Annotated in this window: 23 protein-coding genes; 13 read left to right on the top strand and 10 right to left on the bottom strand. The window is 68.8% G+C overall.

Features of this window, described 5'->3' with window-relative positions; all coding sequences use genetic code 11:
- Positions 1-2 precede the first annotated feature (2 nt).
- Complete coding sequence (locus OHA10_RS01935) at positions 3-1,304, top strand: alpha-L-fucosidase (RefSeq protein ID WP_371404433.1); 1,302 nt, start codon at positions 3-5, stop codon at positions 1,302-1,304.
- 188 nt (positions 1,305-1,492) lie between these two features.
- Here the strand turns inward: OHA10_RS01935 and OHA10_RS01940 are convergent, their stop codons facing one another.
- Together OHA10_RS01940 and OHA10_RS01945 are read right to left on the bottom strand one after the other, a co-directional pair.
- Complete coding sequence (locus OHA10_RS01940; RefSeq protein ID WP_371404434.1) at positions 1,493-2,047, bottom strand: MaoC family dehydratase; 555 nt, start codon at positions 2,045-2,047, stop codon at positions 1,493-1,495.
- Between the two features lie 48 nt (positions 2,048-2,095).
- Entirely contained in the window at positions 2,096-2,626 is a 531-nt protein-coding gene (locus OHA10_RS01945; RefSeq protein ID WP_137258252.1) for a general stress protein, read from the bottom strand.
- 75 nt (positions 2,627-2,701) lie between these two features.
- Between OHA10_RS01945 and OHA10_RS01950 the strand changes: the two genes are divergently transcribed.
- Together OHA10_RS01950 and OHA10_RS01955 are read left to right on the top strand one after the other, a co-directional pair.
- The gene (locus tag OHA10_RS01950; RefSeq protein ID WP_371404435.1) at positions 2,702-3,808 is read left to right on the top strand and encodes a magnesium and cobalt transport protein CorA; all 1,107 of its coding nucleotides are present in this window, start codon (positions 2,702-2,704) and stop codon (positions 3,806-3,808) included.
- Between the two features lie 175 nt (positions 3,809-3,983).
- A complete protein-coding gene (locus OHA10_RS01955) occupies positions 3,984-5,000 on the top strand; it encodes an ArsR/SmtB family transcription factor (protein WP_371404436.1) in 1,017 nt (338 codons plus the stop codon).
- A gap of 71 nt (positions 5,001-5,071) precedes the next feature.
- Here the strand turns inward: OHA10_RS01955 and OHA10_RS01960 are convergent, their stop codons facing one another.
- Together OHA10_RS01960 and OHA10_RS01965 are read right to left on the bottom strand one after the other, a co-directional pair.
- Positions 5,072-6,262, bottom strand: coding sequence for an acyl-CoA dehydrogenase family protein (locus tag OHA10_RS01960; RefSeq protein WP_371404437.1), 1,191 nt, complete (start codon positions 6,260-6,262; stop codon positions 5,072-5,074).
- Between the two features lie 106 nt (positions 6,263-6,368).
- Positions 6,369-7,814 carry a serine/threonine-protein kinase gene (locus tag OHA10_RS01965; RefSeq protein ID WP_371404438.1) on the bottom strand — a complete coding sequence of 482 codons (1,446 nt, stop codon included), beginning with the start codon at positions 7,812-7,814 and terminating at the stop codon, positions 6,369-6,371.
- A gap of 131 nt (positions 7,815-7,945) precedes the next feature.
- Here OHA10_RS01965 and OHA10_RS01970 point away from each other — a divergent pair, with 131 nt between their 5' ends.
- Positions 7,946-8,602: a peptidylprolyl isomerase gene (locus OHA10_RS01970; protein ID WP_371404439.1), complete on the top strand. Its 657-nt coding sequence runs from the start codon at positions 7,946-7,948 to the stop codon at positions 8,600-8,602.
- A 41-nt stretch (positions 8,603-8,643) separates the two neighbouring features.
- A complete protein-coding gene (locus tag OHA10_RS01975) occupies positions 8,644-9,264 on the top strand; it encodes a VOC family protein (protein ID WP_371404440.1) in 621 nt (206 codons plus the stop codon).
- Here the strand turns inward: OHA10_RS01975 and OHA10_RS01980 are convergent.
- Positions 9,261-10,223 (bottom strand): CoA ester lyase, encoded by a 963-nt coding sequence (locus tag OHA10_RS01980; RefSeq protein ID WP_371404441.1) that lies wholly within the window; start codon positions 10,221-10,223, stop codon positions 9,261-9,263. The two genes, OHA10_RS01975 and OHA10_RS01980, sit on opposite strands and share 4 nt — an antisense overlap.
- Positions 10,224-10,319: 96 nt before the next feature.
- On the opposite strand from OHA10_RS01980, the gene OHA10_RS01985 reads away from it, so the two are divergent.
- Positions 10,320-10,859, top strand: coding sequence for a hypothetical protein (locus OHA10_RS01985; protein ID WP_371404442.1), 540 nt, complete (start codon positions 10,320-10,322; stop codon positions 10,857-10,859).
- On the opposite strand, the gene OHA10_RS01990 is transcribed toward OHA10_RS01985, so the two are convergent.
- Positions 10,860-11,828 (bottom strand): transcriptional regulator TrmB, encoded by a 969-nt coding sequence (locus OHA10_RS01990; protein ID WP_371404443.1) that lies wholly within the window; start codon positions 11,826-11,828, stop codon positions 10,860-10,862.
- Between the two features lie 88 nt (positions 11,829-11,916).
- Between OHA10_RS01990 and OHA10_RS01995 the strand changes: the two genes are divergently transcribed.
- From OHA10_RS01995 to OHA10_RS02020, 6 genes are all read left to right on the top strand, one after another.
- Positions 11,917-13,194 carry a magnesium transporter MgtE N-terminal domain-containing protein gene (locus OHA10_RS01995; RefSeq protein ID WP_371404444.1) on the top strand — a complete coding sequence of 426 codons (1,278 nt, stop codon included), beginning with the start codon at positions 11,917-11,919 and terminating at the stop codon, positions 13,192-13,194.
- The gene (locus OHA10_RS02000; protein WP_371404445.1) at positions 13,184-13,753 is read left to right on the top strand and encodes a DUF1003 domain-containing protein; all 570 of its coding nucleotides are present in this window, start codon (positions 13,184-13,186) and stop codon (positions 13,751-13,753) included. Before OHA10_RS01995 ends, OHA10_RS02000 begins: the two co-directional genes overlap by 11 nt.
- 42 nt (positions 13,754-13,795) lie before the next feature.
- Complete coding sequence (htpX, locus tag OHA10_RS02005) at positions 13,796-14,698, top strand: zinc metalloprotease HtpX (RefSeq protein ID WP_350862101.1); 903 nt, start codon at positions 13,796-13,798, stop codon at positions 14,696-14,698.
- A gap of 4 nt (positions 14,699-14,702) precedes the next feature.
- Positions 14,703-15,266, top strand: a complete 564-nt coding sequence (locus OHA10_RS02010) for a hypothetical protein (protein WP_371404446.1) — start codon at positions 14,703-14,705, stop codon at positions 15,264-15,266.
- A gap of 77 nt (positions 15,267-15,343) precedes the next feature.
- Positions 15,344-16,489 carry an Mrp/NBP35 family ATP-binding protein gene (locus tag OHA10_RS02015; protein ID WP_371404447.1) on the top strand — a complete coding sequence of 382 codons (1,146 nt, stop codon included), beginning with the start codon at positions 15,344-15,346 and terminating at the stop codon, positions 16,487-16,489.
- A gap of 53 nt (positions 16,490-16,542) precedes the next feature.
- Entirely contained in the window at positions 16,543-17,628 is a 1,086-nt protein-coding gene (locus tag OHA10_RS02020; RefSeq protein ID WP_371404448.1) for a GNAT family N-acetyltransferase, read from the top strand.
- Here OHA10_RS02020 and OHA10_RS02025 read toward each other — a convergent pair.
- A complete protein-coding gene (locus tag OHA10_RS02025; protein WP_371404449.1) occupies positions 17,625-18,806 on the bottom strand; it encodes an epoxide hydrolase family protein in 1,182 nt (393 codons plus the stop codon). The genes OHA10_RS02020 and OHA10_RS02025 overlap by 4 nt on opposite strands.
- A 62-nt stretch (positions 18,807-18,868) precedes the next feature.
- Between OHA10_RS02025 and OHA10_RS02030 the strand changes: the two genes are divergently transcribed.
- Positions 18,869-19,822, top strand: coding sequence for a helix-turn-helix transcriptional regulator (locus OHA10_RS02030; protein ID WP_371404450.1), 954 nt, complete (start codon positions 18,869-18,871; stop codon positions 19,820-19,822).
- Between the two features lie 44 nt (positions 19,823-19,866).
- Here OHA10_RS02030 and OHA10_RS02035 read toward each other — a convergent pair whose 3' ends face one another.
- From OHA10_RS02035 to OHA10_RS02045, 3 genes are all read right to left on the bottom strand, one after another.
- Positions 19,867-20,202, bottom strand: a complete 336-nt coding sequence (locus OHA10_RS02035) for a sec-independent translocase (RefSeq protein ID WP_371404451.1) — start codon at positions 20,200-20,202, stop codon at positions 19,867-19,869.
- Between the two features lie 62 nt (positions 20,203-20,264).
- Positions 20,265-21,827, bottom strand: a complete 1,563-nt coding sequence (locus OHA10_RS02040; RefSeq protein ID WP_371404452.1) for a trypsin-like peptidase domain-containing protein — start codon at positions 21,825-21,827, stop codon at positions 20,265-20,267.
- A gap of 79 nt (positions 21,828-21,906) precedes the next feature.
- Positions 21,907-22,962 carry a sigma-E factor regulatory protein RseB domain-containing protein gene (locus tag OHA10_RS02045; RefSeq protein ID WP_371404453.1) on the bottom strand — a complete coding sequence of 352 codons (1,056 nt, stop codon included), beginning with the start codon at positions 22,960-22,962 and terminating at the stop codon, positions 21,907-21,909.
- Between the last annotated feature and the right edge of the window lie 3 nt (positions 22,963-22,965).

The raw sequence follows: 22,965 nt of genomic DNA on the forward strand, positions 1-22,965 counted from the left end.
GTATGACCGACGCGCCTCCCGCGCATTCTGTGGAGAAGTTCCGCGACTGGCGGTTCGGCCTGTTCATCCACTGGGGCCTGTACTCGCTGCCGGCCCGGCACGAGTGGGTGAAGAACCGCGAACGGCTCACCGACGAGGACTACCAGCCGTACTTCGACCATTTCGAGCCCGACCTGTACGACCCGGTGAAGTGGGCTCGCGCGGCGCGTGAGGCCGGCATGAAGTACGCCGTACTCACGACCAAGCACCACGAGGGCTTCTGCCTGTGGGACTCGGAGGTGTCCGACTACAAGGTCACCAAGACGCCCTGGGGAAAGGACCTGGTCGGACCGTTCGTCGAGGCCTGCCGGGCCGAGGGGCTCGGGGTCGGGTTCTACCACTCGCTGATCGACTGGCACCACCCGGAGTTCCCGATCGACGTCGTCCACCCGCAGCGGTACGACGAGGAGGCGCAGGCGAAGGCGGCGGGACGCGACGTCCAGGTGTACGCCGACTACCTGCACGCGCAGACACGTGAGCTGCTGACGAACTACGGGCCGATCGACATCATGTGGTTCGACTTCTCGTACCCGAACCGGAACCGTGAAGACGGCCTGCCCGGACCGGGCAACGGCAAGGGCAAGGACGAGTGGCGCTCGGTCGAGCTGATGGCGATGGTCCGGGAGCTGCAGCCGGACATCCTGATCAACGACCGGCTCGACATCCCCGGCGACTTCGTGACGCCGGAGCAGTACCAGCCGGACGGTCCGATGGAGCGCGACGGCGTACCGGTGCTGTGGGAAGCCTGCCAGACGCTCAACGGCAGCTGGGGTTACGACCGGGACAACCTCGACTGGAAGTCACCGGAGACGCTGGTGAAGATGCTGGTCGACTCGGTCTCCAAGGACGGCAACCTGCTGCTCAACGTTGGTCCGACCGGCCGGGGCGAGTTCGACCCGCGGGCGCTGGCGACGCTGGCCGAGATCGGCGAGTGGATGCGGCTGCACGAGCGGTCGATCCGCGGTGCGCGGCCGTCGGAGTACACGCCGCCGACCGACGCCCGCTACACGCAGAAGGGCAACCGCCTCTACCTGCACCTGTTCTCCTGGCCGATGGGCCACGTCCACCTCCCCGGCCTCGGCGGGAAGGTCAAGTACGCCCAGCTCCTGAACGACGCGTCCGAGATCAAACGCGTCCCCAACGACCCCGACCAAACCGCCCAGAACACCCGCATGGGTGGCGTCGGCGCCGACATCCTGACGCTCAAGCTCCCGATCCAGCGCCCGAACGTCGAGGTCCCGGTCATCGAGCTGTTCCTGACCTGACACCCGCCGCCCCGAATCCGACCCACCCGCCGGCTTCCCCTTGGATGGGTTCACCTACCGCGTTGTGGGTTCCCGCACCGGACTCCGGTGGGGGAACCCGCAACAGGCTAGGTGAACCCATCCAAGGCGGGCGGCGGGCGCGGGCGGCCGGCGGGCGGGCGCGGGCGGCCGGCGGGCGCGGGCGGGGTCTAGGAGGCTGGGGTGGGGCGGCCGGGCTGTTCTCCGCCCCGGCTTTCCAGGTAGGTGTTCTTCGGGACCATGACCTTGCGGCGGAAGAGGCAGACGACGGTGCCGTCCTGTTTGTAGCCCTTGGTTTCGACGTGGACGATGCCGCGGTCGTCCTTCGACTTCGACTCCCACTTGTCCAGTACGACGGTCTCGCCGTAGATGGTGTCGCCGTGGAACGTCGGCGCGACGTGGCGCAGGGACTGGATCTCCAGGTTCGCGATCGCCTTGCCGCTGACGTCGGGGACCGACATGCCGAGCAGGATCGAGTAGATGTAGTTGCCCACCACAACGTTCTTGCCGAACTGGGTGGTCTCCCCGGCGTAGTGCGCGTCCAGGTGCAGCGGATGGTGGTTCATCGTCAGCAGGCAGAACAGGTGGTCGTCGTACTCCGTCACCGTCTTGCCGGGCCAGTGCTTGTAGACGGCACCGACCTCGAACTCCTCGTAGCTGCGCCCGAACTGCATCGCGGTTCCTCCTCGGTCCTGGATTCCCCATGCTGCCGGGTCCAGGCGCATCCGGACCGTGGTCTGGCTCTCACCGGCGCGAGAGATACATCACCCGGCTCAGTCCTGGGTGGGCTGCTGCACGGTGTGGTCCGGCATCCGCGGGTGGACCTCACCCTTCAGCGCCAGCTTGGCCAGATGGTTCCGGGCCTCTTCAGCGAACTTGAAGTCGCACAGTACGTCGTACGTCGTCGCCACCACCGCGGTCCGGGAGGTGAAGTCACGCCGCCCGGCCGACTGCGCATAGCTCAGACCACCGAACACCAGACCGAAGAACGCACCGAGCACCACACCGGTCAGCAGCGCCGCCAGCCAGTTGCCCGTGGTGAACAGACCGAGCAGCAGACCGACGAACAGACCGAACCACGCACCACTGGCCAGACCCGCGGTCAGCGCGCGGCCCCAGGTGAGCCGGCCGGTGATCTTCTCGACCTGGCGCAGGTTGTTGCCGACGATGGTCGTGTGCTCCACCGGGAACTTCTCGTCCGAGAGATAGTCGACAGCGCGCTGCGCCTCCCGGTAGGTGTCGTACGTCCCGATCGTCAGGCCGGTCGGTCTGGGGTCCATCGAGGGCATGCCCTGCGTGGTCATCGTCGTTCCTCTCCACGTGCGTCCACCCCCATCATTGCCGACAGCTGGTTACCGCGTCTTGATAGCCTCGCCGTGATGGCCGGGCGACGGTGGGACATGGGCGCGACACGCCGAGTAGGAGGGTTCTTCGCCCGCCGCGGTGGCGCTGACGGCCGCCCGCCGGACGACGTGGTCACCGGCAAGCTCGAGGGCGCTCTGATCGACTGGGGTCTCTACCGGGACGGCGTCCGCGACCGGCGGGTCAATTCGTACACCGAAGCGCTGGCCAAGGCCCGGCGCGGCCAGGGGTTCGTCTGGATCGGCCTGTTCGAGCCGACCGACCGCCAACTCGCCATCATCGGCCATGAGTTCGGTCTGCACCCGCTGGCGCTCGAGGACGCTCTGGAAGCACACCAGCGCCCCAAACTCGAGCGGTACGCCGACACCCTGTTCGCGGTCTTCAAAACGGTCACGTATGTCCCGCACCGGGATCTGACCGCGACCAGCGAGGTGGTGGCGACCGGTGAGGTCATGGTGTTCTGCGGACCCGGATTCGTGGTCACGGTCCGCCATGGTGAGCACAGTGAGCTGACCGGACTGCGGCAGGAGCTGGAGAAGGAGCCGAAGCGGCTGGCGACCGGTCCTGGCGCAGTGCTCCATGCGATCGCCGACCATGTCGTGGATCGGTACCTGGAGGTCGCGGACGCCGTACAGGCCGACATCGACTCGATCGAGACCGGCATGTTCACACCGCGTGGCTGGCGGAACATCGACAAGGTCTACCAGCTGAAGCGCGAGGTGCTGGAGCTGAAGCGGGCCGTGGCGCCGCTGACCGGGCCGATGCGCGCGCTGTCGACGCTGCGGAACCCGCTGATCGCCGAGGAGACCAGGAACTACTTCCGCGACGTCGACGACCACCTGCAGCGGGTGAAGGAGCAGGTGATCTCGTTCGACGAGCTGCTCAGCTCGATCCTGCAGGCCGGGCTGGCCCAGGTGCAGGTCGCCGAGAACGAGGACATGCGCCGGATCTCGGCGTGGGTGGCGATCCTCGCGGTGCCGACGATGATCGCCGGCATCTACGGGATGAACTTCGACTACATGCCTGAACTGCGGCTCAAGTACGCCTACTTCGTCGTACTCGGCGTGATGGCGGCCGCGTGCTTCGTCCTTTACCGGTTGTTCAAGCGGAACCACTGGCTGTGACGCGGCTGTTCTCTACCGTCTGATCGGTGACTTGGCAACCTTTTGCCATGGCCGGGAGTCCTTGCGGATTGGAATGTTCAAACGGTTGTGGACCAATCCGCTGCCTTGATTGAATTCTGCCGTCGCGTTCGGTCAGGAATCGAGCACGTTCTGCGACCAAGGGGAGGGACTAGCGGTGCTTCGGATCCACTTCACGCCACGGGACCTCGCCCGCGTCACCGTCGCGACCAGGCCGGCGCCGCTGTGGGAGGTGCTGCTCAGCCTGCACATGCTGCAGCACTCGGACGGCCGGCTGATCTTCGAGGACTGGCGCCGTCAGGTGCGGGCCCGGGTCGCGCCGGACCAGATGCGGCTGCTGCTCGAACTGACGCCGTCGAAGGGGTACTCCCCCGACTTCCTGACGCCGGCTGAGTCCGAGCCGGACTTCGACTCCGCACTGGAGCAGACGCTCGCGACACCGCGGCAGCAGCTGCGCAGCCAGCTCGACCTGCTCGCGACCTACCGTCCCGCGTCGCCGTGGACGCGGGAGCTGGCGCAGGGCGGCCGGATGTCGATGCACAAGCTCGGCCGGGCTATCCGGACGTATCACGACGCGGCTATCGCGCCGTACTGGAAGTCGATCGGCACGCATGTGTCCGCGGACCACGCCCATCGTGGGGAGGCGTTGGCCCGGCACGGGGTGGACCGGCTGCTGTCGTCGCTGCATCCGCGGGTCCGGTGGGTGGCACCGGTCCTGCAGGTGCTGGACATGAACGACCGCGATCTGTATCTCGATGGCAGGGGAATCGAGTTGCAGCCCTCGGCGTTCTGCTGGCAGGTACCGACCAAGCTGCGGGACCCGGATCTCAAGCCGATCCTGGTCTACCCGATCCAGCACGCGCCGGGGATCCTGCGGCAGGCGTCGGGGGAGCCTGCGCTGTCGAGTGACCCGCTGGGCTCACTGCTCGGCTCGACCCGCGCGGCCGCCCTGGAGGCGACCGTCCACGGCTGTACGACGACGGAGCTCGCGAAACGCTGCAACATCTCCCCGGCCGCCGCCAGCCACCAGGCGACGGTACTGCGGGAGGCCGGCCTGATCACCACCCGTCGAGCCGGCGCCTCGGTGCGCCACGAAATCACCCAGCTAGGCATCTGGCTGCTCTCCGGCCACGGCTCCGGCCACCCCCGGCCGCCGACCCAGACCCCCGTCTAGCCCCTCATCCCCTGCCCCGCCCACGCTGGGCCGACCGGCACCGCCCCGCCTGTCGACCCAGCGTGCGGCCGTCAGAGCTTGTAGTCCTCGAGGAGGCGGCGGCCGATGATCATGCGTTGGATGTCGGCCGTGCCTTCTCCGATCAGGAGCATGGGGGCCTCGCGGTAGAGGCGCTCGATCTCGTACTCCTTCGAGAAGCCGTAGCCGCCGTGGATGCGGAACGAGTCCTCCACCACCTGCGAGCAGTACTCACTCGCCAGGTACTTCGCCACGCCGGCCTCGAAGTCGTTGCGGGAGCCGCTGTCCTTCTTCCGGGCCGCCTTCACCATCAGCTCGTGCGCAGCCTCGACCTTGACCGCCATGTCGGCCAGCCGGAACAGCACCGCCTGGTGCTCGGCGATCTTCTTCCCGAACGTCTCCCGCTGCTGCGCGTACGAGATCCCCAGCTCGAACGCCCGCCGCGCCACTCCGCAACCGCGCGCCGCGACGTTCACCCGGCCGACCTCGACGCCGTCCATCATCTGGTAGAAACCCTTACCCGGTACGCCGCCGAGGATCTGGGCCCCGTCGATCCGGTAGCCGTCGAAGACCAGCTCGGTGGTGTCGACGCCCTTGTAGCCCATCTTCTCGATCTTGCCCGGCACGGTCAGGCCCTTGTCGACCTCGCCGAACCCAGGCTCCTTCTCGACCAGGAACGTCGTCATGTTCTTGTAGACCGAGTCCTGCCCCTCATCGGTCTTCACGAGTACGGCGACCAGGTTCGACGAGCCGCCGTTGGTCAGCCACATCTTCTGGCCGTTGATGACGTAGCTCTCGCCGTCTTTCGTGGCCTTGGTCTTGATCGCGGCGACATCGGATCCACAGCCCGGCTCGGACATCGAGAACGCACCGCGGACCTCACCGGTCGCCATCCGGGGCAGGTACTTCTGCTTCTGCTCGTCGGTGCCGTGCTGCAGCAGCATGTACGCGACGATGAAGTGGGTGTTGATGATGCCGGACACGCTCATCCAGCCGCGGGCGATCTCCTCGACGCACAGTGCGTAGGTGAGCAGCGATTCGCCCAGTCCGCCGTACTCCTCGGGGATCATCAGCCCGAACAGGCCGAGCTCCTTGAGGCCCTCGACGATCTCGGTCGGGTACTCGTCGCGGTGCTCGAGCTCGGTGGCGACCGGGAGGATCTCCGCCTCGACGAACGCGCGCACCGTCTTCAGGATCTCCTCCTGGATGTCGGTCAGCCCGTCGGTCTGCTGCAGCCTGCTCATCCTCGGCTCCTTCGGTCGGCTTACCCGCGAGTATCGCGGCTTTCAGCATCCCGGCACGAGGGTGACACCCGCTGTGACATCGACCACCTGAGAGAGGTCGCGTGGCTCACTCGCCGTCGTTGTTGTGGTCCTGGCGTGGCAGTGCTTGGCCGACGGTCTGGAACAGCGCCGCGATCTGCGGTGTCGCCTGCCAGCGGTGGTGCTGCTGTGCCTCGAAAAGGCGCTGCCGGGCCGCGTAGAAGTTCCGCGCCGCCCCACCGAGATCCCCATGGTCGAGGGCCTCGGCAGCCCGGTCCAGCTGCTGCGCCGCGTCCCGTGGAGCCTTGCTGCGGCTGCCCTGCTGGGTCGCACGGACCTGTGCGGCCAGCGTCCGCAGATTCTGGACCAGGGCGGCCTGTGGGTTCTGCGGGGTCTCCTTGGTCTGAGTGGGCTTGGGCGTGGGCTTCGTCGTCGGAGTCTTGGACGGTGTCGGCTTCGGGGTGGTCTTGGGAGCGCTGGTGGCCTTCACCACGGGCGCAGACGGCGTACCACCGGCCACTGCCGGCGGATCGGTCGCCACACCGGACCGGAGCAGCAGGGCGCCCACTACGGCCGCCACAACGAAGGCGGCCGCTACACCGACCTTGGCCAGCGGGAAAGCACGTCGCGGCGCCCGGTGCCCGCTGGTGGTCTCCGAGTCGTCGTCTTCCCACTTGCCCACGCCCAGCACGCCTTCTGCCGCGGGTGCGGTGAAAGCCAGCACCTGCGTCTGGTTGGCGGGTGTGAGCAGTGCAACCACGTCAGCGGACGACGACGGCCGGTCTGCCGGGTCCTTCGCCAGCAGATGCGTGACGAGGTTCGGCAGCTCCGGCGGTACGTCGGTACGCGTGATCGGCGGCGGCGGTACGTCGAGGTGCCGGCGCATCACCACGTCGACAGTCGGACCCGTGAAGGGCGGCGTACCGGTCAGGAGCTCGTGCAGGACGCAGCCGAACGAGTACCAGTCGCTCGCAGGGGTGGCCGGTTCGCCGCGGACCTGCTCAGGTGACACGTACGACGCCGTACCGAGCAGGACGCCCAGTCCGGTCGTCTCGTTGCCGGCGCGTTTGGCGATGCCGAAGTCGGTCATCTTGAGCGTGCCGTCGGGAGCGAGCAGGAGGTTGCCGGGTTTGACGTCGCGGTGGACGATCCCGGCTTCGTGCGCCGCGTCCAGAGCGCGGGAGCCCTGGACCGCGATCTCCTTGACCAGCTCGGCCGTCGGGAGTCCCGCCGTACGCATCAGCTTCGCGAGGTCGGGGCCCTGCACCAGCTCCATGACCAGGAACACGCGGTCGCCGGCAGCGCCGACGTCGTACGTCGCGACGACGTTCGGATGGGTCAGCCGAGCTGCGGCCTGCGCCTCCGCCTGGAACCGCTGGACCGCGTCCATGGGGTCGCCGTCGAGACTCCTGAGGAGTTTGACCGCCACCTGCCGGGCGAGGACGGTGTCCTCGGCCTGCCATACCTCACCTGCACCGCCCCTGCCGAGCAGGGACACCAACCGGTACCGACCTGCCAGTACCTCGCCGTTCACAAACCACACCTTCCGCAGCGGACCGCAACACCTTAGGCGGGAAGCGCGGGATGATCGAGTCCGCGGCCGAATCCTTCAGAAAGCCTTCCGGAACCTCTGCAGACTGCGATCGGAGTACTACGGTGTGTCGCATGAAGCGATCGATTCCCGCCCTGATCGCGGCCACCCTCGTCGCCGCGACGCTGACCACCAGTACTGCGTCTGCCGCCCCGGCCCACCGTCCCAAACCGGTCGTCAAGTGCGAGTTCACGCCGACTCCGGAGAACCCGGCCGCCAAGCCGGTGCGGATCCCGTCCGCGACGGCGCGGGCGAAGGGGACGGTCGACGTGTTCTTCCTGACGAACTACGGCCCGTTCGTCGTCCGGATGGACCGCGCCAACGCCCCGTGCGGGGTGCACAACTTCGTGCATCTGGTGCAGAGCCGGTTCTACGACTCCACCCAGTGTTTCCGGCTGACGAACTCGGCCCGGCTCGGCGTACTGCAGTGCGGCGACATCTACCGCCAGGAGGAGGGCGGACCGGGGTACAAGTTCCCTGACGAGGTGACCGGCAAGGAGACCTATCCGCGCGGCACCGTTGCCTACGGCAACCAGGGACCGGGGACCAACGGCAGCGAGTTCTTCGTCGTGCACTCGTTCGCGAACATCGCGCCGAACTACACCGTCCTCGGCCACGTCATCGCCGGTATGTCCACCTTCGACCGGATGGTCGCCGCCGGTATCGCCGACCCCGACCAGGACGGCCCGCCGGTGAAGCCGATCCGGATCTACAAGGTCTGGAGCTTCTGAGGGGAGGGTAATTCCCCACCCTCGAGCCTTACCGTGGCGACGTGGGCACCCGCGGACGACCGAGACATCCCGATGTACTGACACCTGCCGAGTGGCGGGTGGTGCACCTGGTGCGGCACGGCCTGTCGAACCGCGAGATCGCGCAGCGCCGCGGGGTGAGCGTCGACGCGGTCAAGTTCCACGTCGCCAACGCCTTGCTGAAGCTCGGCCTGGACCGCCGGGCCGAGCTTCGCACCTGGCGCGGCGTGCCCGCGGACAGCGCGCTACGAAGACAGCCAAGAGGACAAGGAGCCCAAGCCATGGAGCTAGGTGAGATCGGACAGATCGCCCGCCCGGTCAGCGACATCCAGAAGGCGGTGGACTTCTACGGCGACGTACTGGGCCTGCCGCACCTGTACACGTTCGGCGATCTCGCCTTCTTCGACTGCGGCGGCACGCGGTTGTTCCTGAGCGCCACCGACGAGCCGGCCGAGCCGTCGATCCTGTACTTCCGCGTCGACGACATCCAGACGGCGTACGACGAACTCCGCGCCCGCGGCGTGGAATTCGAGCAGGCGCCGCACCTGATCCACAAACACGACAACGGGGTCGAGGAATGGATGGCGTTCTTCCCCGACCCCGACGGTCACCTGCTGGCGATCATGGCGCAGGTCGGGCCCTAGTCGGCCGGCGGTTGCCAGATGTCGGTGCGGGTCAGGCCCGCGGCCCGGCCCTTGGCGGAGATGACGAGCGCCATCTTGCGGGAGGCTTCGTCGATCATCTCGTCGCCGAGCATGACCGCGCCGCGGCCGCCGCCGGCTGCCGAGGTGTAGTGGTCGTAGGCGTCCAGGATGTTCTCGGCGTGGTCGTAGTCGTCCTGGCGAGGCGAGTAGACCTCGTTGGCGGCGGCGATCTGGTCGGGGTGCAGGACCCACTTGCCGTCGAAGCCGAGGGCGGCCGAGCGGCCCGCGACGCGACGGAAGCCGTCGACGTCCTTGATCTGCAGGTACGGGCCGTCGATCGCCTGCTTCCCGTGTGCCCGCGCGGCCATCAGGATCTGCATCAGGATGTAGTGGTACGCGTCGCCGACGTCGTACCCGGGCGGCTGCTCGCCGACCACCAGCGACTTCATGTTGATCGACGCCATGAAGTCGGCCGGGCCGAAGATGATCGTCTCGACCCGCGGCGAGGCCTGCGCGATCGCGTTCACGTTGGTCAGGCCGAGCGCGTTCTCGATCTGCGCCTCGATGCCGATCCGGCCCGGCTCGTACCCGTGCACCTTCTCCAGCTGGGTGAGCAGCAGGTCGAGCGCGACCACCTGCTCGGCGGTCTGCACCTTCGGCAGCATGATGCAGTCGAGGTTCGCACCGGCGCCGGCGACGACCTCGATCACGTCGGCGTAGGTCCACTCGGTGGTCCAGTCGTTCACCCGGACGACGCGCAGCTTCGTCCCCCAGCCGCCCTCGTTCAGCGCGGCGACGATGTTCTTCCGGGCGTCGGCCTTGGCGATCGGCGCGACCGAGTCCTCGAGGTCCAGGAACACCTGGTCGGCATCCAGCCCCTTCGCCTTGGCCAGGAACCGCGGGTTCGACCCCGGCGTGGCCAGACACGACCGCCGACTGCGTAAAACCTGTTCCGACATGTGACCTCCGCTCGGTTACCCACCGGTCACCGGCAGCGTACGGCGAAACGCATGCGACCTGCCCGGTGACATCGCTCACTGTGACAGTCTTGGCCCGTGGAGATCGAGGACGCTGTGACGGATATCGCCGAGGTGATCGCCGGCGTGATGAAGAAGGCCGGTCTCGTCTGGCTGTCGTGGAACGGCGGCCGCCCGGCCCCGGCGTGGTTCGCGACCGTCGACGGCCAGTACGTCGTACTCGCGGATGCCGCCGACAGCGCGGAGCAGCCCCTCCCCGGACTCGCCACAGCCGGGACGGCCCAGGTCGTCGTACCGGCCAAACCGGCGACCAACCGGCTGGCCAGCTGGACCGCGACGGTGCGGCGGCTGGAGCCCGGGACCGACGAGTGGACGGCAGCAGCCCAGGTACTGCGGACCGAGCGCCTCAATGCGGCCGGACTGGACACGCAGCTCGACCGCTGGCAGACCGAGGCCGACATCCTCGTGCTGGAGCCGACCGGTGAGATCACCGAGACACCGGGACGCTACGACGCTACTCCGCGCGCCGAGGCTCCCGTCCCGACCAGTGCGACCACCCGAGGCAAGGCACCGATCACCCTGCACCGGCCGATCCGCCGTCGACCCAAGCTGAGCTGACTACAGCCAGCCGCGGTCACGGGCGTGCCAGCCGAGCTGTAGCCGCGAGCGGGAGTGCGTCTGCTCCATCAGCTGCTGCACGCGACGCGCCACCGTACGCCGACTGATCCCCAGCCTCGCACCGGCCGCATCGTCGGTCAGCCCAGCCACCAGTAGCGACAGCAAATGGCGGTCCTCGGCGGACATCGCCTCCTCGGCCTCCAGAGTGTCCGAATCGGTGACCGAGAGCGGGCTGGCCCGATTCCACACGGTCTCGAACAGTGCGACGAGCGCATCGAGCAGACTGCACGGATGGACCAGCAGAGCCGCGTCCTGCGCCGGCGTAGCCCAGTCCAGCGGGAGCAAGGCGAGCTCCCGGTCCGCCACCGCGAGCTTGGTCGGCAGCAGGTCCGCAATGCGCGCCTGCTCCCCCGCCCGCACGTGACTGACCGCGCTGGCTGCAAGTACGGCGTCTCCGAGCGCGGAGCTGTCGTAGACGACGCGATAGGTCACACCGGCACCCTGCCTCGCCAGCTGCGTGCTGTTCACCTCGGCCGACGCGACGTACGGCGGCGCGACCAGCTCACGCATCTCGACCCGGGCCGTCCGCTGCACCCGGTCGAACGCCATCCCGACCGCGGGCTCCCCGGTGACGATCTCGATGAGCTCCTCGGTCCGCCGCGCACCGCCCTGCCGGGTCGCCTCGGCAGCCAGCCGGTACGCCGCCTTGCGGATCCGCTCGAACTCCTCCTCCTGCCGCTGCACGAGCTGCTCCACGGCAAGCTCCGGCGGTACGGCGACGATCAGCTCGCCCGGCGCCGGCGTACGGTGCACGAAACCTTCGCCCTGCAGTACGTCGACGGCTCGCTGAACCTCCTCCAGCGGCCACCCGAGCCGCACGGCCAGCTCCGCCGGTGAGGCAGCGCCCCACCGGATCAGGTCCAGGTACGCCGCCTCGCTCTCGGCTCCGAGCCCGGTCGATCCCAGCATGTCATTCCCCACTTCGACGTCGCCCGAGGTAAGAAGTCTACGAAGCGTCCTCAGCTGAGACGTACGCTCGGCGGGTTAGCCTTCGGACATGATCGGATCACCGTCGCGCGTGTACGTCGCCCGGTTGGCGGGGTTGCCGGTCTACGACCCGAACGGGGACCAGGTCGGCAAGGTCCGCGACGTGGTCGCGATGATGCGCCAGGGCGACCAGCCGCCCCGCGTGCTCGGCCTGGTCGTGGAGGTGTTCACGCGGCGCCGCATCTTCCTCCCGATGACCCGTGTCACCTCCGTGGACGTCGGCCACGTCATCACGACCGGTCTGCTCAACGTACGGCGTTTCGAGCAGCGTCCGACCGAAGTACTCGTGCTGGGCGAGCTGCTCGACCGGACCGTCACCATCGCGGACACAGGTGCGTCCGCAGTGGTGTTCGACATGGCCATGGAGCAGTGGCGGACCCGGGACTGGCTGCTGACCAAGGTGGCGGTGCGGGAAGGCTCCAAACGGTTCCGGCGGCGCGGGCAGACCTATGTGCTCGACTGGAGAGACGTCACCGGGTTCACCCAGGACGAAGAGGGGCAGGGCGCGACGCACATCCTGGCCGCGTTCGAGTCGATGCGGGCGGCCGACCTGGCCGGCGTACTGCATGATCTGTCGCCCAAGCGCCGCAAGGAGATCGCGGTCGCGTTGGACGACGAGCGGCTGGCCGATGTGCTCGAGGAACTGCCCGAGGACATCCAGGTCGAGATCCTGGACGGTCTGGACACCGAGCGGGCCGCCGACGTACTGGAAGAGATGTCCCCGGACGACGCGGCCGACCTGATCGCTGAGCTGCCGACCGACACAGCCGAGCGCCTGCTGACGCTGATGGAGCCGGAGGAGGCTGAGGACGTACGGCGGCTGCTGACCTACGAGGAGCACACCGCCGGTGGTCTGATGACGTCCGAGCCGGTCATCCTGCCGGTTGACGCCACGGTGGCCGATGCGCTCGCCCACGTGCGCAACGCCGATCTCAGTCCGGCGCTGGCCGCGATGATCTACGTCTGCCGCCCACCGCTCGAGACCCCGACCGGACGGTTCATCGGGATCGGCCACATCCAGCGGCTCCTGCGCGAACGGCCGTCCGAACTGGTGTCCGCCGTACTGGACACCGATCTCGACGGGCTGCGACCTGATGACAGCCTGCAGACGGTCAGCAAGTACCTGGCGACGTACAACCTGGTCGCGGCGCCGGTGCTCGACGACGAGGGCAGACTGCTCGGTGCGGTGACTGTCGACGACGTACTGGATCATCTGTTGCCGGACGACTGGCGGGAACACGACCACACGGAGCACCCGGCCCAGGAGGGGGACCACGATGCCTCGTGACGAACGCAAGACCGACGACCGCCGCCCGCGTGGCAGCAGCAGCGCGGCCGAGGAACGCCGGCTGATGCGCAGCAGCAACCGGTTGGACATCCCGCGCGAGCTGCGCCGGACGATCGCACTGCGCTCGGCGTACGACGCGGACGCGTTCGGGCGGCTGTCCGAGCGGATCGCGCGTTTCCTCGGCACCGGGCAGTTCCTGGTCTACATGACCGCGACGATCCTGTTCTGGGTCGGCTGGAACATCTTCGCGCCGGAGAGCGTGCGCTTCGACCAGTACCCGTTCATCTTCCTGACGCTCGCGCTCAGCCTGCAGGCGTCGTACGCCGCTCCGCTGATCCTGCTCGCCCAGAACCGGCAGGAGGCCCGCGACCGGGTGCAGTACGAGCGCGACCGTGACGTCGACGCCCGGACCCGCGCGGACATGGAGTTCCTGGCCCGCGAGATGGCGTCGCTGCGGATGGCCGTCGGCGAGGTCGCGACCCGCGACTTCCTCCGCTCCGAACTCCGCTCGCTGCTGGCCGAACTGGACCTGAAGAGCCGCGAGGACGACCGGGTTTGACCCCGAGCTACCCTCACTATCAGGTGAGGAAAAGGACGTGGGATGAAGACTCGATTTGCGCCTGACCGGGGGCTTTCCAGCCGGATGCTGATCACCAGTTTCCTGCTCGGTCTGCTGTACGTCGGTTTCGTCGCACTGCTGATCGCGCTGACGAAGAGCGCCGTTCTGGCGGTCGTCATCGCGGGCGGTGCGCTGTTCGTGCAGTACTGGTTCTCCGACCGGATCGCGCTGTACGCGATGCACGGGCGGATCGTCACGCCGGAGGAGGCGCCGGAGCTGCACGGCACGATCGACCGGCTGTGCGCGCTGGCCGACATGCCGAAGCCGCGGGTCGCGATCGCCGACGTCGACCTGCCGAACGCGTTCGCGACCGGCCGCAACCCGAAGAATGCAGTGGTCTGCGTGACCACCGGCATCATGCGCCGCCTGGACCAGGACGAGCTCGAGGGCGTGCTGTCGCACGAGCTGTCCCACGTCGCACACCGCGACGTCGCGGTGATGACGATCGCGTCGTTCCTCGGCGTACTGGCCGGACTCATCACCCGCTTCGGCCTGTACGGCGGACTGGGCCGCAACCGGGACCAGAACACGGCGGTGATCGTGCTGACGATCATCGCGGTGTCGATCGCCGTCTACGCGATCTCGTTCCTGCTGACCCGCGCGCTCTCGCGGTACCGCGAACTGGCGGCCGACCGGGCCGGCGCGATGCTGACCGGGAGACCGTCCGCCTTGGCGTCGGCGTTGACCAAGATCAGCGGGGACATCGCGCGGATACCGTCGCGCGACCTGCGGCAGGCGGAGGCGTTCAACGCGTTCTTCTTCGCCCCGGCGATCTCGGGCAAGGCGGGCGCCAGCCTGTCGTCGCTGTTCTCGACCCACCCCTCGCTCGAGAAGCGCCTCGACCGCCTCGGTGTCCTGTCCCGCGAGCTGGGCGAGCAAGCTTAGGGCTATGGGCCTCCTCGACATCCTGCTCGGCAGGAGCAAAGCCGTCCCGCCGAACCTCGACCAGTTGTTCTCCGTTCCGTCGGCCGCGATCACCTTGGAGACCGCGGCCGGCTACCGTCCGACCGGCAGCGGATCGGTCTGCTTCAAGGCGGCCGAAGGCGGCGGGTTCTCCACGCTGCGCGAAGAGGTCGACAAGCTGCTCGCGCTCGACAACGGCAAGTTGACGAGTACGACGGACTCGTACGGCTTCACCTGGCTGGTCCGGCAGACGGCTCCCGACGACCTGGAGACCCTGGTCACGGATCTGCACGCGGTGAACACCTCACTGGTGGACGCCGGCTTCGGCTCCGCCCTGCTGTGCACCTTGGTCGCGTTCAGCAACGGGACGCAGTCGGTCGGCCTCGTCTACCTGTACAAGCGCGGCACCTGGTACCCGTTCGTCCCCGCCGGCACCGACCGCCGCGACAACGCCACCGAACTCCAGATCAAGTCCGTCATCGGCGCCGACCTCAACTTCGAGCCGGACCTCTCCCGCTGGTTCCCGATCTACGGCGCACCCGGCCTGTGAGGTAAGGGTCGCCTTGCCGGAGCTAGGTCACATGGACCGTGGTCGGGTGAGGTGGGGTGAGCACGTAGCCTTGGGGCATGGCTCCCACTGCTGATCAGGTGACCGCGGCGCTCGGTGGCGTGCTGGATCCGGAGATCAAGAAACCGATCACGGATCTGGGCATGGTCGAGTCCGTCGTCGTGCGCGAGGACGGCGTCGTCGCCGTGCGTGTGCTGCTGACCGTTGCGGGCTGTCCGATGAAGGACACGCTCCGCCGCGACGTCACGGCCGCGGTCAGCAAACTCGACGGCGTCACCGGGGTCGAGATCGACCTCGGCGTGATGTCGGCCGAGCAGCGGGCGGCCCTGCAGACGCAGCTGCGCGGCGGTGTGGCCGAGAAGGAGATCCCGTTCTCGCGGCCCGACTCGCTGACCAAGGTGTTCGCGATCGCGTCCGGCAAGGGCGGCGTGGGCAAGTCGTCGGTGACGGTCAACCTGGCGGTCGCGATGGCGCGCCAGGGCCTGTCGGTCGGCGTACTGGACGCGGACATCTACGGGCACTCGGTGCCGGCGATGTTCGGGGTCGCGGACGAGCGGCCGACCGCGGTGGACGACATGATCATGCCGGTGCCCGCGCACGGCGTGAAGGTGATCTCGATCGGCATGCTGAAGCCGAAGCGCGACCAGGTGGTCGCGTGGCGCGGCCCGATCCTGGACCGGGCGCTCGTCCAGATGCTGGCCGACGTGTACTGGGGCGACCTCGACGTACTGCTCCTCGACCTGCCGCCCGGCACCGGTGACATCGCGATCTCGGTCGGCCAGCGGCTGACCAGCGCCGAGGTCATCGTGGTGACGACGCCGCAGGAGGCTGCCGCGGAGGTCGCCGAGCGCGCCGGGACGATGGCGCAGATGGTCCACCAGCGGGTCGCCGGCGTGGTCGAGAACATGTCGTTCCTGCCCTGCCCGCACTGCGGTCCTGAGCACCGCATCGAGATCTTCGGCTCCGGCGGTGGCGCTCGTGTCGCGGAGACGCTGTCCGCCCGGCTCGGGTACGCGATCCCGCTCCTGGGCGAGATCCCGCTGGATGAGCGGCTCCGCGCCGGCGGCGACCTCGGGCAGCCGCTCGTCGGCGCCGACCCCGACACCCCGGCGGCCCAGGTGCTCGACAAGATCGCCGCAACCCTCGGCGGCAAGCCCCGCGGCCTGCTCGGCCGCCAGCTCGGCCTCTCCCCCGCCGGGCGCTAACCGGCGCGGTAATCCGGCTGAAGCTGGCCGTCGGTTGGTGTTGACTTGGCCGAGTGCCGATTCCTGCTGAGCATCCGGTCCTGACCGACGGGGTGGTGACGCTTCGCGCGCCCCGGCCCGACGACATCGAAGGGGAAGCCGAGCGCAACCGCGAAGGCTCCCGCTGGAACGACGAGGACGCCCGGCGGTGGATGACCTTCGGCATCACCGACGCCTGGAAGCGACGCGAGCGGCTGATGTTCGTGATCGAGTACCAGGGCCGGTACGCCGGAACCGTCGCCCTGGAGCCCGATGTGGACGACAACGCCCGCGTGCACTACGGCCTCTCGGCCTGGGCCCGCGGCGCCGGGGTGATGAGCCGGGCGGTGCGACTGATCCTCGAGTTCGGCTTCACCACCTGCGGTTTCCACGTCATCCGCTGGTGGGCTCAGGTCGGGAACTGGCCGTCACGCCGGGTCGCCTGGGCGACCGGGTTCCGCCTGGGTGAGACGATCCCGGACATGGCGGAGGAAGGCGGCGAGCGGGTCGACGCGTGGACCGGGTGGATCGGGCCTGACGACAAGCGGGCGCCGCGGTATCCGTGGTTCGAGCCTCCGATCCTGGAGACACCGCGGCTGCGGCTGCGGACGTGGCGTGAGGACGAGGTCCCGCGCATCACCACGGCCCGGACCAACCAGACGACCGCTCACTTCCTGCCGTTCATCCCGCAGCCGTTCACCGCAGAGGACGCGCGCTTCTGGCTGAAGGACATGGCCGAGCAGGCTGCCACCGGACGCCGGTTCAACTGGTGCGTGGCGGACGCCGAAACCGACCAGGGGCTGGGGAATCTCACCATGTTCGGCATCCACCACGGCGAGGTCCGCGACGCCGAGCTCGGTTACTGGATGCACCCCGACGCACAGGGCCGTGGCGTGATGGCCGAGGCGATCCAGCGAGTCGCCCAGTGGTACTTCGACGACGAACAGGCCGGCGGTTTCGGTGGCCGCCGGCTCTTCATCCGTACGGCGGGCACCAACACCTCGGCCCGCCGTACCGCCGAGAAGGCCGGCTTCCGCCACGTCGGTACCGAACGCGCCGCCTTCCACATCTCCACCCACGTGGACGACAAGGTCACCTACGACCTGCTCGCCACCGACTAGTTGTGATCGCGGAAGAAGGCCCGGATGTCGCCGACGAGCAGCTCCGGTACCTCCATCGCCGGGAAGTGCCCGCCGGCGTCGTACTCGTGCCATGAGGTGTACAGGCCGTACGGGTCGACGTCGCGCCGGACCGACATGTCCGTGGCGAACACCGCGACACCGACCGGCGGCGGAGTCGGCGCCTCCCAGCCCTCGGCCGGCTCCTCCGACTTCGTCGCGAACTGACGATAGGCCTGCATGCCTTCGTACACCGCGTGCGCGGTCGACGCCCCGCCCTCGGTGAACCAGTAGATGCTCACGTTCGTCAGCAACTGGTCCAGATCGACGGCGTCCTCGGGGAGTTCGCGGTCAGGGTCGGTCCATTCCTTGAACTTCTCCACGATCCAAGCGAGCTGGGCGACCGGCGAGTCGGTGAGCCCGTACGCCAAGGTCTGCGGCCGCGTCGCCTGGATCGCCAGATAGCCGATGCCGTCCTCGCGCCACGCGTTGAACCGCTCGGCCCGCTCGCGCTGGCTTCCCTCGAGCCCGTCCAGCGAGAGCTCCGGACCGAACGGGTACGGCGCCGGGCCGTTGATGTGCGCGGCGATCACGCGGTCGGCCGCGACCATGCCGAGCATCCCGACCACGCCCGAGCCGACATCGGTGCCTTGGGCAAGGAACCGGTCGTACCCGAGCCGGGTCATGATCTCGGCGAAGGCCGACGCCACCCGGAACAGGTTGCCCCACCCGGGCTGGGTGACCGGCGAGAACCCGTAACCGGGGATCGACGGCAGCACCAGATGTACGGCGTCCTCCGCCCTGCCGCCGTACGCGACCGGGTCGGTCAGCGGGCCGACGACCTGCAGGAACTCGGTGAACGAACTCGGCCAGCCGTGGACCATCAGCATCGGCCGGGCGGCCGGCTCCGCGGACCGGATGTGGACGAAGTGGATCGGCTGACCGTCGACCTCGGTGACGAACTGCGGCAGCTCGTTCAGCCGGGCCTCCGCCTTCCGCCAGTCGTAGGTGTGCTGCCAGTACTTCGCGATCCGCCGCAGGTAGCTGGTCGGGACTCCGCGGGTCCAGCCGAGACCGGGGAGCTCCCGCGGCCACCGGGTGTTCGCGAGCCGTGCGTGCAGGTCGTCGAGCTCGGCCTGCGGAACCTCGATGCGGAAGGGGTGAATCTCGTTGGTCGTCATGAGTACGACACTAGGAACGATTGCGGAAAGGATGGTTCCGCGTTCGAGAGGATGCTGGAGACATGTTGGAGACCTCGGCACGACTTCTGCGGCTGCTGTCCTTGCTGCAGTTGCACCGGCACTGGAGCGGCCCGGAGCTGGCCACCCGGCTGGGTGTGACGACGCGGACCGTACGTAACGACGTCGAACGCCTCCGGTCGCTCGGCTACCCGGTCGACGCGACTCCCGGGGTCGCCGGTGGTTATCGGCTGGGCGCCGGCGCGGCGCTGCCTCCATTGCTGCTCGACGACGAGGAGGCCGTGGCCGTCGCGGTCGGCCTGCGGACCGCGGCCTCCGGCTCGGTCGCGGGTATGGAAGAGACCTCTGTGCGCGCGCTCGCCAAACTCGAGCAGGTGCTGCCGTCCCGGCTGCGGCATCGAGTCAACACGCTGCACAGTTACACCGTGCCGATCCAGGGTTCCGGGCCGGTGGTGGATCCGTCGATCCTGGCGACCTTGGCGGCCGTGTGCCGCGATCATGAGCGACTGCGCTTCGACTACAACTCACATTCAGGTACGTCGTCGGTCCGTGAGGTGGAGCCGTACCGGCTCGCGTATCTGCGCGGCCGCTGGTACTTGGTCGCGTTCGATCTGCACCGGGCGGATTGGCGGACGTTCCGCGTCGACCGGTTGACGCCGAGGATCCCGACCGGGCCCCGCTTCGTTCCGCGCGAGTTGCCGCCGGAAGGCGTCGCGTCGTACGTCGACCAAGGTGTTTCGACTGCGATGTGGGAGTTCCGCGCGCGGATCCGGGTGTTCGCGCCGCTATCGGTAGTGATGGCCCGGCTGCCGGCGACAGCGGGCGTGCTGACCGAGATCGACGAGTCGTCGTGCTACCTCGACGCCGGCTCCGACGATCCCGGGATGCTGCTGCGGTACCTCAGCATGCTCGATCTCGACTTCTCGGTCGCCGAGGCGCCCGAGCTCGTGGACGAGGTGCGCAAACTGGCCGCCCGCTACGCCCGCGCGCTGGAGTGACCCGACCAGATCGGGCGGAGCGTCTCTTCCGGCGGAAGTGATCCTCAGGTGGATTCGGGGTCGTACGGCGGGCGCTGACCGGCCGGGAGGCGCTCCGGGACGGAGTCGGTGAACTCGGTGACCGGCTTCTCGTCGTCGTCCATCGGGTCGAGCAGGTGCTTGCGGACGAAGTTCTTCGGGTTCAGGTCCTGGAGCTCGAGGTCGGCGAACTCCGGGCCGAGCTCGCTGCGCAGGTCGTTCTGCGCGTTGTTCACCATCTGACGGACCTGCCGCAACAGGCGTCCCGCCGTCCGGGCGAACTCCGGCAGCCGGTCCGGTCCGAAGACGAGTACGGCGACGATCGCGATCACGACCAGCTCGAGCGGCCCGATGCCGAACATGTCCCCACCTCACTCCTGTACACCGACGCCGACAAGCCTATATCGACCCCGGTCATGGACGGTCAGCCGATCTGCTGGGCGAGAGTCAGGGTAACTGTCCGGGACCGTCCGCCGCGCTCGAACGCGAGCCGCACGGCCTCCCCCGGCTGGTGGGTCCGGATCGCGACGATCAGCACCTCGGCGCTGTCCACCGGCTCGTTGTTGATCGCGGTGATCACGTCGCCGACCCGCAGGCCGGCCCGCGCCGCCGGCGAGTTGGCGGTCACCGCGCTGACCCGGCCGCCGCCCTCGAACGACATGTCCACACTCGCCCCGATGACCGGGTACGACGCCTTGCCGTTGGCGATCAGCTGCTGCGCGGTACGCCGGGCCTGGTCGATCGGGATCGCGAACCCGAGCCCGATGCTGCCGCTCTGTCCCTCGCCGGAGCCCGGAACGGTCGCGATCGCGGAGTTCACGCCGATCACCCGCGCGTTCATGTCGACGAGCGGACCGCCGGAGTTACCCGGGTTGATCGCCGCGTCGGTCTGCAACGCACTGATGTACGACGATGCCTGGCCGGTGTCGTCGCCCGTCGTCACCGGCCGGTTCTTGGCCGAGATGATGCCCGAGGTGACCGTGCCGGCGAGGCCGAGCGGCGAACCGATCGCGACCACGTCCTGCCCGACGACCGCCTGGTCCGACCGGCCGAACTGCACCGACGGCGCGTCCAGGCCGACCACCTGCACGACGGCCAGGTCGTACGCCGGGGAGCGGCCGACGAGCCGTGCGGTCGCGGTCTTGTTGCCGTTCGTCGAGACCTGGATCGAACCGCCGTTGGCCGCAGCCGCCACGACGTGGTTGTTGGTCAGGATGTGGCCGACGTTGTCGATCACGAAGCCGGATCCGGTCGCCTCGGAGTTGTCCGAGCCGTCGACCTTCAACTGGACGACGCTCGGCAGCAGGGTGGCGGCGACGGCCGAGACCGAGCCGGTGCGGATCTTCGGGTCGGCGCCGGTGCCGACCGGCGGGTTGGGCTGGTCGGCGATCGGGCCGTTGCCACCGCCGCCGAGCGCGACGACGGCCGTGGCCGCCCCGGCTCCGGCGAGGACGCCGATGATCAGCGCGACCAAGGCCGCGATCGCGACGATGCGGTTCACCTTCGGCGGCTCGGCCGTGTACGAGCGGGCCTGCTGCACGTGCCAATCGGCCGGCGGCGGCGGGACGTACGTCGGCCGGTACTGCGGCTGCTCGGTCGGCCAGGCCTGCCCGGGGTAGAGCGGCTTGAAGCGGGGCTCCTGCGGCTCGGGCTGCCCGAAGCTGCGCTGGGTGGTGGACCGGCTGCCGTTGGTCTGCAGGCCGCCGTTGGTCTGCAGGCCGCCGTTCGCCGGGCGGCCGCCGTTCGTCTGCCGGTACGCCGCGTCGGAGCCGGGCGTGCGCAGCGGCATCGATCCGGCGCCGAGCGGCGGCGGGGTCAACGCACTCAACGGCGAGGGTCCTACGGGCGACTGCTGGGACGAGGAGGCAGCGTTGGCGGAGGTTGCTGGGGGGTGACCGGCGGACGGCTCAGGTGTGGTCGGCATGGCCGCGGTGGGATCCGCGGTCGCCGGATTCGGAACTGTCGGCTCGGCGTCGTCGCTCGTCACGGTCCCCGCCTCACGTCGTCGTCGTGGTCGTCGGTCGGAGGTGCCTGCCGGGGGTAACCGGAGGACCTTCCAGATTCGATTATCCCAGCTTCGGCGAGAGTGCACCCATCGGAGTGAGCCAGGTCGCGATTTTCGCCAGCCCGGTGCCCAGCCGCTCGATGGCCGTCAGCTTGATCGGCACGTCGTGCCCGAACGCCCGGACCACCTCTCCGAGCTGTTCCGGCGGCAGGTCCCCGATCAGCGTGTAGACGATCCCGCCGGACGACCAGACGACGTACGACGGCATCCCGTACCGCTGGTAGACGCCCGGGCTGTCCGTCGTGCTGAAGCCCGCGACGGCGGCCGGGTCGAGCGTGCCGCGCTGCTCGAACACCGAAACGTTGAACAGACCGTCGGAGTACGAGAACTGCAGGGAGCCGTTGGAGGTGTCCTGGTGGACGTCGTACAGCTTGAGCGACGCGGGCAGCTCCGGTGCACACACCCAGCCCTGGGAGCGCAGGTTGTCGACCTTGCCCATGCCGACCGCCTCGACGCCGCTGGGCAGCATCGGCGGCAGATGGCCGAGGAACTCGGAGTCCTCGATCTCGAGCTCGGTGAAGACCGTGGCCCGGACCATCGTCTTGCCGTCCTCACCGAAGAGCTGACGCTGCAGAAGCAGTCCGGTCGCCTTGTCGATCCAGAACCGGGCGGCCAGCGTCTTGTCGTCCCGCAGCGCCTCGACGAGCACCGCGGTCCGTCCGATGAGGTCGGTGCAGCACTTGTCGACCAACTGGTACGTCGCCTGCAGCAGCGCCAGCGGTCCCCCGTCAATCGCGGCGTCGGTCGTCGTGGCTCGTTGCACGAACGCCTTCGCACCCGGCGCGGACGACGAACCGAGCACGCTGATCTCGGAGCCTTGCGACGCCGCGTGGGTGATGTCGAACATCGCCGAGCTGGCGCCCTGCGGTCCCCAGGCGGTGATGATCTGCGTGCCGTGGTACGAGACCCGGTTGGGTGCGGCGGCGGCACGCTGCAGCCAGCTCACCGCGGTCGGCGAGTCCGCCTTCGAGAGCGCCGGTACGGCGGCTGCGGACGTGGGCAGGCCGAAACCGATCAGGGCTGTGCTGACCAGGACGGCGAGCCGGGACAGGCTCACCGG

Origin of the sequence: Kribbella sp. NBC_00662 (assembly GCF_041430295.1) — a bacterium.
In the GTDB taxonomy this organism is placed as follows: domain Bacteria; phylum Actinomycetota; class Actinomycetes; order Propionibacteriales; family Kribbellaceae; genus Kribbella.

Bases quoted from the DNA above. Each gene is read 5' to 3' on its own strand.
- OHA10_RS01935 (WP_371404433.1), top strand. From the start codon at position 3: ATGACCGACGCGCCTCCCGCGCATTCTGTGGAGAAGTTCCGCGACTGG.
- OHA10_RS01940 (WP_371404434.1), bottom strand. From the start codon at position 2,047: ATGCGCCTGGACCCGGCAGCATGGGGAATCCAGGACCGAGGAGGAACC.
- OHA10_RS01945 (WP_137258252.1), bottom strand. From the start codon at position 2,626: ATGACCACGCAGGGCATGCCCTCGATGGACCCCAGACCGACCGGCCTG.
- OHA10_RS01950 (WP_371404435.1), top strand. From the start codon at position 2,702: ATGGCCGGGCGACGGTGGGACATGGGCGCGACACGCCGAGTAGGAGGG.
- OHA10_RS01960 (WP_371404437.1), bottom strand. From the start codon at position 6,262: ATGAGCAGGCTGCAGCAGACCGACGGGCTGACCGACATCCAGGAGGAG.
- OHA10_RS01970 (WP_371404439.1), top strand. From the start codon at position 7,946: ATGAAGCGATCGATTCCCGCCCTGATCGCGGCCACCCTCGTCGCCGCG.
- OHA10_RS01980 (WP_371404441.1), bottom strand. From the start codon at position 10,223: ATGTCGGAACAGGTTTTACGCAGTCGGCGGTCGTGTCTGGCCACGCCG.
- OHA10_RS01990 (WP_371404443.1), bottom strand. From the start codon at position 11,828: ATGCTGGGATCGACCGGGCTCGGAGCCGAGAGCGAGGCGGCGTACCTG.
- OHA10_RS01995 (WP_371404444.1), top strand. From the start codon at position 11,917: ATGATCGGATCACCGTCGCGCGTGTACGTCGCCCGGTTGGCGGGGTTG.
- OHA10_RS02000 (WP_371404445.1), top strand. From the start codon at position 13,184: ATGCCTCGTGACGAACGCAAGACCGACGACCGCCGCCCGCGTGGCAGC.
- htpX (WP_350862101.1), top strand. From the start codon at position 13,796: ATGAAGACTCGATTTGCGCCTGACCGGGGGCTTTCCAGCCGGATGCTG.
- OHA10_RS02010 (WP_371404446.1), top strand. From the start codon at position 14,703: ATGGGCCTCCTCGACATCCTGCTCGGCAGGAGCAAAGCCGTCCCGCCG.
- OHA10_RS02015 (WP_371404447.1), top strand. From the start codon at position 15,344: ATGGCTCCCACTGCTGATCAGGTGACCGCGGCGCTCGGTGGCGTGCTG.
- OHA10_RS02025 (WP_371404449.1), bottom strand. From the start codon at position 18,806: ATGACGACCAACGAGATTCACCCCTTCCGCATCGAGGTTCCGCAGGCC.
- OHA10_RS02030 (WP_371404450.1), top strand. From the start codon at position 18,869: ATGTTGGAGACCTCGGCACGACTTCTGCGGCTGCTGTCCTTGCTGCAG.
- OHA10_RS02035 (WP_371404451.1), bottom strand. From the start codon at position 20,202: ATGTTCGGCATCGGGCCGCTCGAGCTGGTCGTGATCGCGATCGTCGCC.